This window comes from Paenibacillus sp. SC116 (assembly GCF_024733555.1).
Classification (GTDB): domain Bacteria; phylum Bacillota; class Bacilli; order Paenibacillales; family Paenibacillaceae; genus Paenibacillus_B.
The window spans coordinates 2,107,952-2,123,503 of the sequence record NZ_JANIOF010000001.1 but is presented as its reverse complement, the minus strand read 5'-3'; the positions used below and the strand labels follow the sequence as shown (position 1 = coordinate 2,123,503).

Annotated in this window: 16 protein-coding genes and 1 pseudogene; 5 read left to right on the top strand and 12 right to left on the bottom strand. The window is 41.0% G+C overall.

Translation table 11 applies throughout. The annotated features are described in order from the left end of the window. Window positions 1-273: 273 nt before the first annotated feature. Window positions 274-609, bottom strand: a complete 336-nt coding sequence (locus NQ117_RS09195) for an Hsp70 family protein (protein ID WP_258277660.1) — start codon at window positions 607-609, stop codon at window positions 274-276. 190 nt (window positions 610-799) lie between these two features. Here NQ117_RS09195 and NQ117_RS09190 point away from each other — a divergent pair, with 190 nt between their 5' ends. After that, window positions 800-2,029, top strand: coding sequence for an MFS transporter (locus tag NQ117_RS09190; RefSeq protein WP_258277659.1), 1,230 nt, complete (start codon window positions 800-802; stop codon window positions 2,027-2,029). A gap of 114 nt (window positions 2,030-2,143) precedes the next feature. Here the strand turns inward: NQ117_RS09190 and NQ117_RS09185 are convergent, their stop codons facing one another. The 9 genes and pseudogenes from NQ117_RS09185 to deoD form a co-directional block, all read right to left on the bottom strand. Further along, window positions 2,144-2,641 carry a VanZ family protein gene (locus NQ117_RS09185; RefSeq protein ID WP_258277658.1) on the bottom strand — a complete coding sequence of 166 codons (498 nt, stop codon included), beginning with the start codon at window positions 2,639-2,641 and terminating at the stop codon, window positions 2,144-2,146. 158 nt (window positions 2,642-2,799) lie between these two features. Further along, window positions 2,800-3,024, bottom strand: a pseudogene (locus NQ117_RS09180) (aminoglycoside phosphotransferase family protein); the annotation flags it as partial. Between the two features lie 119 nt (window positions 3,025-3,143). Beyond that, window positions 3,144-4,433 carry an amidohydrolase gene (locus tag NQ117_RS09175; RefSeq protein ID WP_258277657.1) on the bottom strand — a complete coding sequence of 430 codons (1,290 nt, stop codon included), beginning with the start codon at window positions 4,431-4,433 and terminating at the stop codon, window positions 3,144-3,146. A 57-nt stretch (window positions 4,434-4,490) separates the two neighbouring features. Further along, entirely contained in the window at window positions 4,491-5,678 is a 1,188-nt protein-coding gene (locus tag NQ117_RS09170) for an MFS transporter (RefSeq protein ID WP_258277656.1), read from the bottom strand. Between the two features lie 106 nt (window positions 5,679-5,784). Continuing rightward, complete coding sequence (locus NQ117_RS09165; RefSeq protein ID WP_258277655.1) at window positions 5,785-6,474, bottom strand: SDR family NAD(P)-dependent oxidoreductase; 690 nt, start codon at window positions 6,472-6,474, stop codon at window positions 5,785-5,787. A 34-nt stretch (window positions 6,475-6,508) separates the two neighbouring features. Then, window positions 6,509-7,438, bottom strand: coding sequence for an acetamidase/formamidase family protein (locus NQ117_RS09160; RefSeq protein WP_258277654.1), 930 nt, complete (start codon window positions 7,436-7,438; stop codon window positions 6,509-6,511). Beyond that, a complete protein-coding gene (locus NQ117_RS09155; RefSeq protein ID WP_258277653.1) occupies window positions 7,435-8,151 on the bottom strand; it encodes a phosphoribosylaminoimidazolesuccinocarboxamide synthase in 717 nt (238 codons plus the stop codon). Before NQ117_RS09155 ends, NQ117_RS09160 begins: the two co-directional genes overlap by 4 nt. 13 nt (window positions 8,152-8,164) lie before the next feature. Next, window positions 8,165-8,965: a Cof-type HAD-IIB family hydrolase gene (locus NQ117_RS09150; protein WP_258277652.1), complete on the bottom strand. Its 801-nt coding sequence runs from the start codon at window positions 8,963-8,965 to the stop codon at window positions 8,165-8,167. Between the two features lie 30 nt (window positions 8,966-8,995). Beyond that, entirely contained in the window at window positions 8,996-9,703 is a 708-nt protein-coding gene (deoD, locus tag NQ117_RS09145) for a purine-nucleoside phosphorylase (RefSeq protein WP_258277651.1), read from the bottom strand. Between the two features lie 238 nt (window positions 9,704-9,941). Between deoD and NQ117_RS09140 the strand changes: the two genes are divergently transcribed. From NQ117_RS09140 to NQ117_RS09125, 4 genes are all read left to right on the top strand, one after another. Beyond that, the gene (locus tag NQ117_RS09140) at window positions 9,942-10,817 is read left to right on the top strand and encodes a phosphotransferase family protein (RefSeq protein WP_258277650.1); all 876 of its coding nucleotides are present in this window, start codon (window positions 9,942-9,944) and stop codon (window positions 10,815-10,817) included. 439 nt (window positions 10,818-11,256) lie between these two features. Beyond that, on the top strand, window positions 11,257-11,802 hold the full coding sequence (locus tag NQ117_RS09135; protein WP_258277649.1) for a putative glycolipid-binding domain-containing protein: 546 nt from the start codon (window positions 11,257-11,259) through the stop codon (window positions 11,800-11,802). A gap of 13 nt (window positions 11,803-11,815) precedes the next feature. Then, window positions 11,816-12,307 carry an 8-oxo-dGTP diphosphatase gene (locus NQ117_RS09130; protein ID WP_258277648.1) on the top strand — a complete coding sequence of 164 codons (492 nt, stop codon included), beginning with the start codon at window positions 11,816-11,818 and terminating at the stop codon, window positions 12,305-12,307. A 146-nt stretch (window positions 12,308-12,453) separates the two neighbouring features. Then, on the top strand, window positions 12,454-12,915 hold the full coding sequence (locus tag NQ117_RS09125) for a hypothetical protein (RefSeq protein ID WP_258277647.1): 462 nt from the start codon (window positions 12,454-12,456) through the stop codon (window positions 12,913-12,915). Between the two features lie 199 nt (window positions 12,916-13,114). Here the strand turns inward: NQ117_RS09125 and NQ117_RS09120 are convergent, their stop codons facing one another. Together NQ117_RS09120 and NQ117_RS09115 are read right to left on the bottom strand one after the other, a co-directional pair. After that, window positions 13,115-13,912 (bottom strand): fibronectin type III domain-containing protein, encoded by a 798-nt coding sequence (locus tag NQ117_RS09120; protein ID WP_258277646.1) that lies wholly within the window; start codon window positions 13,910-13,912, stop codon window positions 13,115-13,117. 104 nt (window positions 13,913-14,016) lie between these two features. Next, window positions 14,017-15,396: an alpha/beta hydrolase family protein gene (locus NQ117_RS09115; protein WP_258277645.1), complete on the bottom strand. Its 1,380-nt coding sequence runs from the start codon at window positions 15,394-15,396 to the stop codon at window positions 14,017-14,019. Window positions 15,397-15,552 lie beyond the last annotated feature (156 nt).

The following is a 15,552-nucleotide window of genomic DNA, read 5'->3' as shown; positions in this document are numbered from 1 at the left end:
CTCTCATAGGCACTATAAAATAGATGTGCTGTCTCATACCCGCCGGCAAGTAAAACGAGAGCAAGTTCAATTTTGTAGCAATTGAAATGACTTCTTCTACTAAGCAAATGAGTATGGATAACATCACCCTCTTCTCAAATTGTACAATCTATAAGGGTAATTGTATCATCTCATATAGCTCTTGTGTCTAGTATCCTCCGCAAGAAACAGCGCTGAAAACGTAACTTCAATGTATGTATCGAGAGGAAGTTACAGGGGATAGTTGTAGAAGGATTATCGTAAAAAGGAAAGAGAGCCTGATCCTTGATAGAACAGACTCTCTTTTGGAATGAGTGCTTTGATTACATATTGATCTTTGGATTGCTGGGAGACTCTGTATGCTAGAGCGGCTGCAGTAGGCTCGTTTAATATTTTTACGATGTTCAAACCAGCTATTTTGCCAGCATCTTTCGTTGCTTTACTCCCAGCAACTGGCACAGATTGTTCAAATAAAATAACGGACGGGGATGTTCGTTCGCCTTCGCGGTTTGATATAATAATCGGAATTCCATCTTTATCCACATAAGCGACGGCCGAGAAAGTAGTTCCGAGATCGATGCCGATAATCATTTTTGTATCTTCCTTTCCATATACATATCAATTAGATCTATATGAATTACATGCATTGAAGTAGTTCAATTGTTATATGAAAATAGTATCATTTATTCATTTTTAATTCGACATAATCTGTCGGTTTCCCTTCGTTTTTCTAGCATGGTAGTGGAAGTGAGATCGGTAACTTATATAAGGGGAGATTGTTGTGGATGAGGGGATAGGCAGGTGGAGGCAGTATTCGCTGCTGCTCGGGGGAATCGGGGTTTCGTACTTTGGCAACTGGATTTATTTGATTGCTTTGAACATTCTTGTATTGAACATGACGAACTCAGCAGCTGCTGTAGCGGGCTTATATATGATTGGTCCGATTGCAAAGCTGTTTACGAATTTATGGGCAGGGTCAGTCATTGACCGTATGAATAAGCGAAGGATTATGATCGCTGCGGATGTGATTCGAGGGTTGCTTATCTTCCTCATTCCACTGATGACATCGATATGGGCTGTATACGCGATTGTATTTGTATGCAGTATCGCCTCCGCCTTTTTTGGACCGAGCTCAACTTTTTATATTACGAAGATTGTTGTGCCAGAAGAGCGCAGACGATTTAATTCTATTATGAGCATGATGAACTCAGGCTCCTTTTTGCTCGGGCCTGCAATCGCAGGTGTGCTTATTATCATGATTGGCACAGGTTGGTGCGTTATCATCAATGCGATTAGCTTTCTCATCTGTGCATTCCTTATAGGCAGGTTGCCTGATGTTAGCGATGAGAATGTAGAGAAGCGGGAACCGATTCGCCTGAAAGTAATCATAGAGGATTGGAAGCTCGTACAGCAATTTATGCTGCGTTCGCGCTACTTTGTAAAAATATATTTGCTGTATCAAATTGCAATTATGATCTTCTTTGCGCTCGATTCGCAAGAAGTAACGTTTATAAAACAGAATTTGCACCTGAATGATCAGTTGTATGGTGTCATTGTCAGTGTGGCTGGCATAGGTGCTCTACTAGGTGCATCAGCTTCGGCCATTGTGGTGAAGCGATTCTCGCTTCAAACGTACATAGCGGTGGGGATGTTGTTCACAACGATTGGTTATACGATGTTCTACAGTGCGTCAGGATTTTGGTTCGCTACGATAAGCTTTATCTTACTTGGATTCTTTATGTCTTTCTCCAATACCGGTTATGCGACTTTTTATCAGAACAATGTACCGACTTCCATTATGGGACGCTTTGGCAGTATCGAGGGGATGTTTCAAAGTATCGTGCAAATTATGGCTACGTTTGCATTGGGAACATTGGCAGAATGGTTTGATTTGCAGCTCGTTACGATTATTTTCTCGGTCGTGTCAATTGTTGTTGCGATTGTGTTGAGTTTCCATATCTTTGATAAGTCAAAACGGACTTATTATGAAGAGGGACAGATGTCACTTTAGCAAGGGCAGGAGTTAAAAAGAGAAGATGATGCGCCGAAAGCTATCCGCAGCGGTATGAAGTACCGGGCTGTGGATAGCTTTCATTGTCGTATGGGTGGGTACTACACGTACGAATCAGCTGTTAGACCAGCGTCGCCAAGCACGAACACTCATGGCGAGTACGATAAGTACAATTCCGATGGAGTCGACCATGACATCCTCAATATGTCCAGTGCGTCCGACGACAAAGGATTGATGCCACTCGTCTGAACAAGCGTAGAGGAATGAAAATAATCCACCAAGGCCGATTGCTGCCCAATCTTTCATTGATGTCGCGTAGAGCGTCTTGATAGAGAAGAAGCATAATAGCGCAAAGGAGAAGACATGCGCAGCTTTACGAATAAAAAACTCAACAAAGTCGTAAGGCTTTTCCCATGTTATAAGTTGATTGTCGTAATAAAAAGAAAGCTCCGGTATATACTTCTGCAGCGTCTCTGCCTCGATCAAGGATGCAAAGGCTGGGCGTAAATCCTGATCCGTGTAGGGCTCTGAGGACTTATAAAAAATAACCCCCATCCATACCATTGTGAGAACTAGCCAGATGATAAATTTCCGTTTGTGTATAATCGTCATGAGTGAACTCCCTTACTAATATGGCAATTCAGTGCTAGCTAATAGCCTATCATTTGTCATCGTCGTGAGCAACTATACGTATTTGTTATTTACTTATTCGTCTCCTAAAATAATGTGAAGAGTAGCTCTTGCGTTATCCTGTACTCTTTTATCCTTATAATTGTAAGTGATAAGCTTTTAGCTAGAATAGGCAACCATGTTGCTTCTTTTTTCACTTGAGGTTCATATTCCTTTCCACTAGGCAATCTAACAGTCATACTATTTCCTAAATGGAAGGTGCGATTATCATGTCCACCATTTTTAACAGGTTCTATTATCAATTCTCCCCATTGAGGGAACTGTTCTGAAACTAATCTCTTCACGAGCTCTACACTCATATTCATAAATAAATCCTCCTAATCAATCCTCTCATTCATTGTCGTTTACACTCCAATAAACTAGACCCGCAGCAATCCAGTTAAGAATAATCGGAATGAGCTGCGGGCCTAGTATATTTTTTATATTAAATTCCTTCTACAATTCGCTTCGCACGTACTGCTGCTTGTTGAAGAAGTTCCTCTTCATCCATCGTCAGGAGCTGACGGTTCTCCATAAGTACTTTTCCGTTTACGATCGTCGTATCCACATCTCCACCATTGACACTATAAGCGATTAGTGACTCAATGTTATGATGTGGCATTAAATGAGGTTTGTTTATATCGATTAATATAAGATCCGCCTTTTTACCAACTTCAAGTGTGCCGACTTCTTTATCGATGTTAAGCAAAGTCGCGCTATTTTTGGTAGCCAGTTGGATAGCTTTCTTAGCAGGTACTTGTGTAGGATCGCCATAATCTAATTTTTGCAGCCAAGTAGCAGTCTTGATTTCTTCAAACATATCTAGAGTGGTAGCACTTCCTGCTCCATCTGTCCCTAGTCCTACATTAATTCCACGATTCAGCATTTCAACGATCGGAGCAATGCCGCAACCTAATTTCAAGTTACTTACTGGGTTATGAGCTACGCCTCCGCGCATGCCCACCAAATAACTGATATCTTTGCGAGTTAAATGAACAGCATGTGCTAGTAATACATGTGATTTTTCGAACAATCCAAGGTTGTACAAGTACTCTGTAGGCGTTTGATTGTATTTATCTCTTATTTTAACAATCTCTTCTTTTGTTTCGGCTAGGTGAATATGAATCGGTAATTTCTTGTCTTCTGCTAGACGAATGACTTCTTTTAATGGTTCAGGAGGGCAAGTATAGGGAGCATGTGGACCAAACATCGTGGTGATTCTTCCTTCCGCGGCGCCGTGCCAACGATCAATAAGCTCCATTGCTTCCCGCATTCTTCGACCTTTATCATCTTCAAAGAAGACCAAACCTCTCGTCAATGATGCTCGCATGCCGACTTCATCTATAGCTTGTGCAATTTCGTTCATATGTACGTACATATCTGCAAATGCGGTTGTACCTGATTTGATCATTTCAGCCATGGACAGCTTACAACCCCAATATATATCTTCTGGAGTCATATTGTTCTCGGCTGGAAGCATCTTTTTGTCCAACCAATCCATTAATTTAAGATCATCTGAGAAGCCTTTTAATAGACTCATAGGGGTATGTTGATGAGCGTTAATAAGACCAGGCATAGCAACTTTTCCATTCCCTTGAATGACTTTGTCTGCCTGTTCTTGCACATGACTGCTTATTTCCTTGATTTTATCGTCTTCTATTAAAATATCTCCTCTAAATGGCTGATCATCATCCAGCATGGTGACGATTGTTACGTCTTTAATTAGCAGTTTCATATCGATTCCCTCCCAAAGATGGATGCCTGTACAGGGTGTAATTAACAGCTTTATCCATTATACCTCTAATTGTTGGGCTAATGCTTGTCTTTTTTGAACTTTAGCGGTCACTAAAATAATAAGCAAAGCAATCAATTGGCATAGCCCGCATACCAATCCAAGTATTTTAATGGCATCATTATCAATGACAAAGCCACCTAATGCGGAGCCCGCACTTGTGCCTAAATAGCTGAATGTAGAATTCAATGCAAGCAAGAGGGACGGAGACTTAGGCGATATCGTGATTAAATAATTTAGCAGCGGCGGATTAAGCATCCATGCTGTTATGCCCCAACTAATGGTCGCCAAAGCTGCTAGAACAACATTGGATGAAAAATCGTACATCATAATGAAAGAGAATGCGAATAAAGACATTATTTTAATGGCGATAGTCAAGTAAATGGTAGGGAGACTGCCTATTTTGTCATTTAAATACCCACCGAGCCAGACGCCAATAATGGAAGAAGCGCCAAACAAGGCTAGCATAGAACTTAATCCGATAACATTAAAATCTCCGATTGCTTGTAGAATAGGGTCAATATAGGTGTATACAGCAAAGCTTCCCGTCGTAATAAAGAGGATAGCTGTCATTAAAAAGAACACGTTTACTTTCTTAAGTGGAGGAATTTGATCTTTGGCTGATACATTGTCCTTCGTTTGTTTTATTTTAGGAATCATAAAGGTAGTTAAGATACATACGATGAAGCCTACGATTGCAATGATCAGGAAGGCAACTCTCCAATTAAACATATTTCCTAGCCATGTTCCAATCGGAACACCTAGCGTAATTGCGATTGTTAAACCAGAGGAAACAATAGAGATCGCTTTGCCTTGTTTGCCTGGAGCAGCTAGTTGCGCAGCCATCGTTGTAGCAATAGGAAAGTACAGAGCTGCGCCAACTGCCGCGATAATTCTTGAAATAAATAGCATAGCAAAGCTGTTCGATAAAAATGAAATTAGATTTCCCACTGAAAATAGAAGCATGGTCCAAAATAAAATTTTAGCAGGGCTCATTTTGGCAGTTAGGGTCGTCAACATTGGCGCAGTAATCGCTATCGTCAAAGCAAAAACCGTTACTAATTGGCCTACCGCAGAAATAGAAATGCTCATATCATTAGCGATATCTAGTAATATACCAGCCACTATATAGCTGTCTGTTCCGATTGCGAATGCACCAATCGTTAATAATAGTAAGCGTGTATTCAATTGCGATGATCCTTTCGTTAAATCAGAATGTGAGTAGGTTTACTTGAGTTTCATTTGAGTTGCGTGTAAGTGTGCAGTTTCTGAAGAGGTAAGTGGAAGCAGTCGTTTATATATTTTGGAGGGAATTCATGTTAGGAATATGCGATGAGCTAGGGACGGAAGGTCTAAGTTCTACATAAGTAGGCATTACTCTTGGTGACAGGCTGGCTAAGGATACGACCAATTGCCCAACATCGCTCGGTCTAATTTTCCATTCATCATTTTCTTTAGGTCTGTTTGCTACAGCGCCTAGGGACAAGTAACAGACTCGAATGTTTTTGTAACGCAAATCTTGAATCGCTATTTTGGACATGGCTAGAAAAGCGGCCTTCGTCGTGCTGTAAGCAACTCCTTCCTCAAATGGGTATTCCGCTGCTTGGCTCCCTACAAACACCATGAATCCATTTGATAAGGATAACATTTTTGTGCATTTTCTAATAAGCCATAATGGAGCGGTAACATTCGTTAAAAGACTGTCGTTCCAATCGGCATCAGAAATTTCCTCAATCGGAGAGTATCTGCGAATGCCAGCGTTGTTCACTAGTATATCGATCGTTTGGTAGGTTTTCACTACATAGTCAATGGCGTTGGATACTTCATCTTGGTTTGTAAGATCGCAATGTATTTCTTCCATCCAGTCTGCTCCGCATAAGGTCCGGTTAAGCGCGATCACCTTGTAGCCTGCTTCCGCTAAGGATTGTGCAATACCGTAGCCAATTCCACGATTCGCTCCCGTAATTACAACTATTTTAGTCATTGCAACGGTCCCACCTTCATCTATTTTATCCAACTTACAATACCGTTTCTACACCAAATATATCTTCAATCTTCAAAACTTCATGAGGGATTTGAACGGCAGCGCTTTTAATTCTGCCCGTAAAGTGCCCTATAATCAGGTGTGCTGAAAATCCAAGCAAAATATAGGCATCGACGTCTTGCAGTTGTTTTGCATGGGCAACGATAGATACTGCCATTGATACCGCCATTTTTGCAGCATCTTCGAACGTATCCCCGTATCCCGCTATCAAAATATGATCTGAACTATGAATGATCGGACAAGGAATGCTCCGGGACAACATGCTCAGCGAAACATGTACTCGGCCAGAGGCTTCTAGCGCAATGCCCGAAAGCTCTCCATCTCCTTGCCTTGCATGCAGATCGCCCATGTACAGCAATCCGCCTTCAACAGCAGCTGGCAAATAAACAACGGAGCCTGCAACCATTTGTCGGAAATCCAAGTTGCCGCCATGCGGGCATGTAGCCCCATTTCGAGTTCCAGAAGGATCAGCTAATCCAATCCCGCCAAGAGACGGGATGGTTTGAAGGTTCATATTTTCAAAGTCTATCATGCCTGTTTGTAGAAATAGCTTTTTATAATTTCGTCCTTGAAAGAGTCCTTTTAATACGCCTGAAGATCTTGAGATGCAAGTATATCCAAAAGCTGAAAGTTCAATGTTTTCGATTTTTACCGCAACCGTCATGCCAGGCTGAACGTGGTTAATGTAGATGGGGCCTGTAAATGGGTGATGATAACCTTTGTTTATGACTTGATTCAGCTCTTCGCCAGTATCTGTTTCTTTGGAAAAAGCATTCATCGTTTCAACTAAAATATGATCTCCGTGGTTCGCGTATATAACGGGACTTTTATCGATATCTAAAATGTATGCACTGTTTTGTTCATTGAATTCGATGGTATGCTGAATATAGCTAGCGATACTCATACCAATTCCTCCATTAGTCTAGAAGATACTTCTTGATATTTTTCAAAGAGATCTCCTGTTCCAAATCGAAACACATCTTTATCAATCGACTCTAATGTTTCACTATCCCATAGGCGCATTCCGTCCGGTGAAATTTCGTCGCCTACAATAATGTCTCCATTTTCCAGTCGTCCTACCTCGAATTTAAAATCTACGAGCAGCAAGCCGCTTTCTTTGAACACGGAACTTAAAATGGCGTTGACCTCAAAGGCCAGTTCACGAATCACTTTGATTTCTTTTTCCGTCGCAATTTTGAATGCTAGTATATAGTCTGAATTTAACATGGGGTCGTTGCCGAATTTCATATCGAGCTTGAGTATAGGAGGGTTGAAAGGATGACCATGTTGAATGGGGTAGTTTCTTACGATGGAACCAGCAGCGAAGTTGCGCGCAATGACTTCAAGCTTAATCATCTCAAGGGGCTTAACTAGCATTTGCCCGTGATCATTGTTATCTATATAGTGTGTTCTAATCCCTTTGCTTTCTAGTAATCTGAATAAAAAGGAAGAAATGCTGCAGCGTTGAATGCCTGTTCCTTGAACCAACGCATTTTTTTTATATGTGTACGAGGTGGCACTGTCTAAAAAGGAAACGACGAATTGGTTATCCTTCTCAGCAGAGTAATGAATCGTCTTTGATTTCCCACATGTGTGCAATCGGCCCGTTTGATACATAAATAATCAGCTCCTAATTTAATTGATAGATTTGATCAAGCAATTTAGCAACACCATCTTCCTCATTTGAAGCAGTGACATAATCCGCAATCTCTTTTACATCACTTGAGGCATTTCCCATCGCAACACCTAAGCCTGCTCGTTTCAATAACAGCATGTCATTGTCTGCATCACCGAACGCTATCGTACGCTCTATCGGTATCCCTAAATGTGCAGCTAACCAGTCCAATGCTCGTTCTTTACCTGCCTGTTGATGCAAAAATTCGACCCAAACTTTTTTGGAATCTGAGAAGGTGTGGATGAGGTCTGTATAGTTTTCTTGTACATGTTGAATGATGCTGGAGCATTCCCCCCTTGCCATAATTTTCGCTACGGATTCTTGAAAAAAGGCGGATGGATAGCCCATCGCATGCGGTTCGCAGCCCATTTCAATCCATTTCGTCACATCATCGTCAATGCAATCGACCCAAAATTGATCGTTTTTCTCTACGAGAATATTGCTGACATCTTTGAAGTCTTTTAACTCGGTTATTAATTGATTAGCTGTCTCTTTAGCGATATCAAAGGAAACGAGAGGAGTGCTGCTTTTATTGCAAAACACCATAGCTCCGTTGTAGCAAATACTAGGTGTATCTAAGGACAGTGTCTGTATAAAATGCTGGATATCTCTTGGAGCGCGGGCTGTAGCGAAGACAATGTGGACGTGCTGACGTAGTTGTTCTAGCACCTGTATCGTATATGGGCTTACCTGCTTCTTATTATTTAGTAGTGTGCCATCAAGATCGCATACGATTAAGTCATAAGGTTTTTCCATACGTACATATCTCCTATTTAATTGAAAATATTAGGATTCGATTATGGTATCCAAGGCGAGTTTAATCATATTATCCACGCAATTTTGCCTGTCCAGCAGACTAATCGCTTCATCTTTGAAAATATGGTCACTAACGGTCAATACGGATAACGCTTGTACACCATACTTTGCAGCAATCGTATATAAGGCAGCCGTCTCCATTTCTACAGCTAATACACCGTGCTCTGCGAATAGTTTATTAGTATCTGGACTCCCTGTGTATAGCAGGTCGGTTGTCAGCACACTCCCTACTTTGACGGAAAGATTGTGCTCAAGACTCATATCAACAGCTCTTTTTAACAGATTGAAATTGGCGGTGGGGGAAAAGTGGAAATTTGAAAACGTTGGATAGTTGAAGTTGGAGTCGGTGCTTGCGGACATAGCGATTATAATATCTTTAACACTAATATCGTGCTGAATCGTGCCGCAGGTGCCAACGCGAATCAGCTTTTTGACATGATAATCATGAATTAACTCATAGGCATAAGCAGAGATAGAGGGGATGCCCATTCCAGTGCCTTGCACAGAGATTCGATGGCCTTTGTACAATCCTGTAAAGCCAAGCATTCCGCGTATTTCGTTGTAACAAATGACATCATCTAGAAACGACTCAGCAATATATTTGGCTCTTAGCGGGTCGCCGGGAAGCAGTACACGCTCTGCTACATGACCAGAATCGGCCTCAATGACTAAACCCATATACCTAACATCCTTTCTACATTGAAGATATTAATTTATATTAACAATTTCCATATACCTCCTTTCTTTATGATAGTATAAGGATTAAAAAAATATTGTCGTTATTTATTGCTAGATTAAAAGTTCTTTTATCGAAACGAAAAAAATAATGTTGAACGAAGTAGAATGGATCGATATCTCGGCAAGATTTTTTTCGGAAATTCGGAAAGAAAATACATGTTGGACAAGGAGTATGCCGATGATTGCCTCATATAAGAAGTTAATTGAACAGAAGTATCCTGAGTTAGTTATTGAGCATATTGAGCCGAATACGATCGGGCAAAACAACGATGTTGTCATCATTAACAACTCACTCGTATTTCGCTTTCCTAAATATGAAGAAGGCATCCGACAGTTGAAAAGAGAGACGGAACTGCTAGAGGCTATTTGCCACCAAACTCCCCTCCCTATTCCTGTACCGAAGTATGTATCCTTTGACTCGATGGTTCCTGGTCAAGTATTTACGGGATACCGACTTATTGCTGGAGCACCTTTCTGGAAAGAAGAATTAGATCGTGTACAAGATAAAGAAGCGCGGCATCGGATTGCCTCTCAACTTGTAACCTTCCTTATAGAGCTGCATGGAACTAAAGGAGAGCTTATTGAACCTATTTTTAAACAAGAAAGAAAATCAATACTTGAAATGGTCGAACAATTATATGAAAGTATTGAGAAAAAATTATTCTCCTATATGAGGAATGATGCGAAAGAGAAGGTTACTCACAACTTCAGAGTCTTCTTAGATAACGAGAAAAATCATGCCGTTAAGCAAACGCTTATTCATGGGGATTTTGGTACAGGCAATATTTTATGGGATGCAGATGCGTGTGCGATATCGGGAATTATCGACTTCGGCGGTTCTGGATTAGGTGATCCTGCCTATGACTTAGCTGGTATCCTTGCTGGCTACGGAGAAGAGTTCTATGAGGAATGCATTCGGTTGTATCCAGACGGCGAGGATATTTCAGAGCGTGTTCGTTTTTATCGCAGTACATTTGCTTTGCAGGAAGCCCTGCATGGGGTGGATAACAATGATCCAGAAGCATTTGAGTGCGGTATGAAAGATTACTGCTAACTTGATAGATAACAAATAAGAGCAAACAGCAAGAAGGCAAAATTCCATATCGACTAGGTGAGGAATAAGATGAAGCAAATTATTGCAATGGGCGGTGGAGGTTTCTCCAACCCTGTAATTTGGATATGCGCAAAAGTGCAGTTATTTTTGCTGGAACATGCATGATTTAGAACATTTGCGACAAAAGTGCAGGCTTTTTAGGAGAAATAGGCCTAAAACGGAAAATTGAGCGAAAATAACTGCACAATTGTCGTAATAGCCCCTTGTCCATCGTTAAAGGGTTAATTTTAAATGCAGATTTGTCCAAAATCAATCAATAGACAAAAATGAGAAGATAGCAGCTACCTAAGCCTGAGCAAAGGCAGTAGTAAATTCTACTAATCGTGCATGAACCAATAGACGTCTACTTAAGGAATGAAATGAACAGGAGCTGACAGCTATGAAGCATATCGCAGTATGGAATCAATTGCTGGATAATGGTATGGAATATTGCAGTTTAGAACTGGAGTCATCGATTGAAATTACAGGGAAAGTGATTCGTGTGCACGAAGGAGAACGGTATTTTGTAGAGTACACTGTGAATTGTGATCAAACGGGAAGTACCGAAGAAGTGCATTTGTATTACCGGAACGAGTCCATGAGCAATACAGTGATAATTTCACGTGATGGGAATGGTTGTTGGACAAGGGATGGGCAAGTCATGGAAGGGGTATCTGATGCTAAAGATATTGATATTGGTATAACTCCATCTACCAATATACTACCAATTCGGCGCTTACAATTAGCAGTTGGTGAGTCGGCTGAGGTTATTACAGCTTGGGTTCGCTTTCCTGAATTTGATGTTCAACCATTGAAACAAGAATATACTAGAATAAATCATGCAACGTATCGATATCGCTCTATCGAAAGTGGATATACAGCTATTTTAAAAGTGGACGAGCGTGGAATCGTAGAGGATTATGAGGATGAGTGGATAAGATTATAGAGGAGATTCGTGCATGAAGGTAAATCATGAACTGTACACGATGTGTATGATCGAGAAAGACGATAAAGTTCTTTTAATAAACCGCCCAACGAAACGTGGGTTTCCAGGATATATAGCTCCTGGCGGCAAGGTTGACTATCCGGAGAGCATCGTAGATGGTGCAATACGGGAAGTAAGAGAAGAAACGGGGCTAATTGTAACGGACATCATTTACAAAGGATTAGCAGAATATTGTGAGCCTGAGACAGGATTGCGATCAATGGTGTTCAACTATTTAGCTACTTCCTTTGAAGGAGAGTTATTAGAGCATCCGCCAGAAGGTGAACTGCTATGGATTGAAAAGGATAAGGCACTTGAGCTGCCGATGCAAGATTGGTTTCGAAGTCGTTTTCCCTTGTTTTTTCAACTGGGTACTTTTGAAATAAGCTTGGTGTGGGATAAAGAGCATCAAGCAGCGATTAACAGTATTGAGAAGTACTATGTGGAACGAGTAATGAGTACATAGAGACACAGGCTATATTGCTGAAACTAGTATGGTTACGAGCAGTTGATCTTTGCCCTTTTTTAAAATGGACTTGTATATAAGCTAACGATCTATCACTTTATCTCTCTTTTATTAATAGGATGGTTACTAATAAAGGAGGGATTGCTATGGCTTTTAAAGTGTTAGATATGCGACTTTCACAGTTAAGTAATACGGATACAGGTATATTACCAATAGAAGATACCCCCATACTTATCGGAGATGTTGGACTAATTACAACAGCGATCGCTGGAACAGCACAAGCCGGAGATGTAAGGGTATGGTTATCAGGAACGGTGGGGGTGTCACTTGGTTCTGCTGAAGAACCAAATATCCTAGTTAGTATCGAACGGAATGGCACTGAAACATTTGGCTCAGGCACACTTATATATACAGAATCGTTTCTTACTGTTTTTTCTAATGATCTTCCCATTAGCATTACAGCAACTGATTTCCCTCCTGCGACCGATGTGAATGCGAGTCAAATTAGATATACATTGTTTATTTCTTCTTCCGCAGCATCAGGAAACACACTAATTGGACCAGCTACATTTAACGGAATTGCAGCAGTGGGAGCAGGGCCGTTTTAACAGTATCTCTGAACGTTAACTTTTAGAGCTGGTTGTTCTGTTTCTTGATAAGGTATACATTTAAAATAGTAAAGCCGCTGTCGAATGGTCATTCCGAACCATTTTATACAGCGGCTTATTTATATTCATAGATAATAGCGATACATATATGAACGCATCAACAGACTGTTAAATTATGGGTTATTTGTATTTCGTACAATTAATTCGGGAGTAAAGAAGGGAGTGGTTTTCTTGGGATGGCAGAGTACAGCTTGGAGAATATTATGACTCTATGGTTATCGACTTTTGCGTAAAGTCGATATTTGTATTGGAGATCGTTCTCCAAACCTGTATCCACAAATTGAGTTCCATATACAGCACTGCTTACGGTAGTAACTTGTCCAGTGTAGGTATTCGTTCGCTCGATCGTATAGGATACGGCGCGGGGGATTGGGTACCAGCTTAACGTTACTTGCGAATCGCCTGGAATGACTAGCGGATGAAAACCATCATAGTAATACAGTTTTGCATTTTCATCAAGATCGACCGCATCTAAGGCTAATCTACCAGCTGATTTTCCGATTACGAGCAATGAATGCTCGCCGTTAGATAGATCGGTTTTGACAAACGAATGCTGTTGCCAGCTATTTATTTGAGCGAATTGCGAATAAGGATATTCCACTCCATCTAGGATGAGGGTAAGATCTTTGGCATGCTCAGGAGACATTGACGTTATGAGACGAATCTTGGAACCGGTAAAATTAAAGCGGAACCCTTTTCCTTGTGTATCATCTACAGTCGATACACCGCCCATGTAATTTCGGGCGTGAGTGGTTCTGTGATATCCATCTCCAAAATAATAAATCTCACCGTAAACATCATCGTATCTGATCCAACCTGGTTCGGGATAAGTAGGTTCAGGATATCCATGAGCATGGGCAGCAGGGCTCGATGTTACTAGTAGGAAGAGAGCGAGAATAGAGAGTATTCCAGTTTTTAATCGATTTTTATTTTTCATTATATAACCTCCTAAATTTTTACTTTAAATTTATACATTAAAGTATGTTTCTACAATTGTCCAAAATAGAATGACAGATGAAGATAATGTGGTCGGCTAGTTTCTTATTTCTCTTTCAAACCCTCCCCGATTGTTAATGTGATATCCTCATACTTATTTTTATTTTCGCTCAGCAGCGTGGTACGTTTGCCTTTCAGAACATGATTAAAGAAGTCCAATGTATATTCATTAATAATACGATGGTGGCGTGATACGGAATTTAGGTTAGAGGCCTCAATTTGCCCGAACTGCTCCATAAGGATTGGAAAATCACAAAATGTTTCATGATTCGCATGTTTGAAAGATAAGGAATAACTATGACGCAGCGCCTGTTTATAACGTTTGCTCGAATAGTTCAGCAGTTCTTTTACTTCTTCAACGCTTGTTCCATGTTCGGCTGCAAGCTCTTTAGGGTCGATGTTCTCCATATTTTGCAATCCATCTGCATCACCAGCCCCTATAAACAAAAAGGGTCCTGGTATACCCGTATCAGGAATGACTTTTCCATAAAAGCTTCCGTCCATATTAACTCCTGCTTTGACGCGTTTGTCTGCCAGCATCACTTGAGCAGAAGTCGCACCACCGAACGAATGACCAAGCATCCCAATTCGCTTAAGATCGAGCTGCTTCCAGATAGCATCTTTATTTTTCTGTCCTAGCTCATCTAGACGATCCAGCACGAATTGAATATCTTTGACCCATACGTTCGCAATTAATCGGTCCATGTAGGCGTAGTTATCTATTTCATTGCCTACGAATGGTGCGACTTTCCCTGTTGGGAATTGAGTAAGGAATGAATTGTACGTATGTTGTACACTTACGATGATATAACCTTGGCTTGCGAGCTGCTCTGTGAGAAATCGATAGGAATCATTGCGAGCGCCGAATCCGTGTGAAAAAATAAGCACCGGATATTTTTGTTTATTCTGTGCTATAGGAGCTTTAATCAGAGAATGAGTGGTTGATAGAAACAAGGGCATAGATGTACTCGCTGGAACTTGCGCATAGCTTTCGAACGCTCTAGCATGTGCTTTTGGATCGTCTGAGAATGGTTGCCGTTTGTAAATGGCACTTGTTGCTTTCGTCGGGTACCAGACTTGGATCATGAGTTCGCGATGGTCGTTTTTATTAGCTGTAAATCTTTCTGGACGAGATTTATCAATCCAATGGAATGTCTCGGTGCCCACTTGATATGGCCCTGTAAGCGAAGGGAACTGAACAGTTGCAGGCGTAGCTGTCGAATGGGACGTAGGTTTGGATGTTGCTGTCGTCGTGTCAACTGCTGTTGCAGCAGTGATGGATGCTGAGGCTTCAGCTGCAGCTTCCGATTGCAGTGATCCATCATTTCCAAGTGCTTGGCTTGCACTGTTGAAGGCAAACAAGGAACAAAGAAGGGTGAGCAGCAGCAATTTGCTTTTCCTTTCCATCGTCATCTGGGACTTCATATCGTTCCTCCTTTTAATAATAGAATGTACAATGGAACATTTTGACTGATCTAGATGTGAAGAGGTTGATGCTAATGGATGCCATATGCTTTGAGGGTTGTCCTCTTACTTCTTATTATCGCGCAACGCTGTGTACTTTTTATGAACATAAAAAGA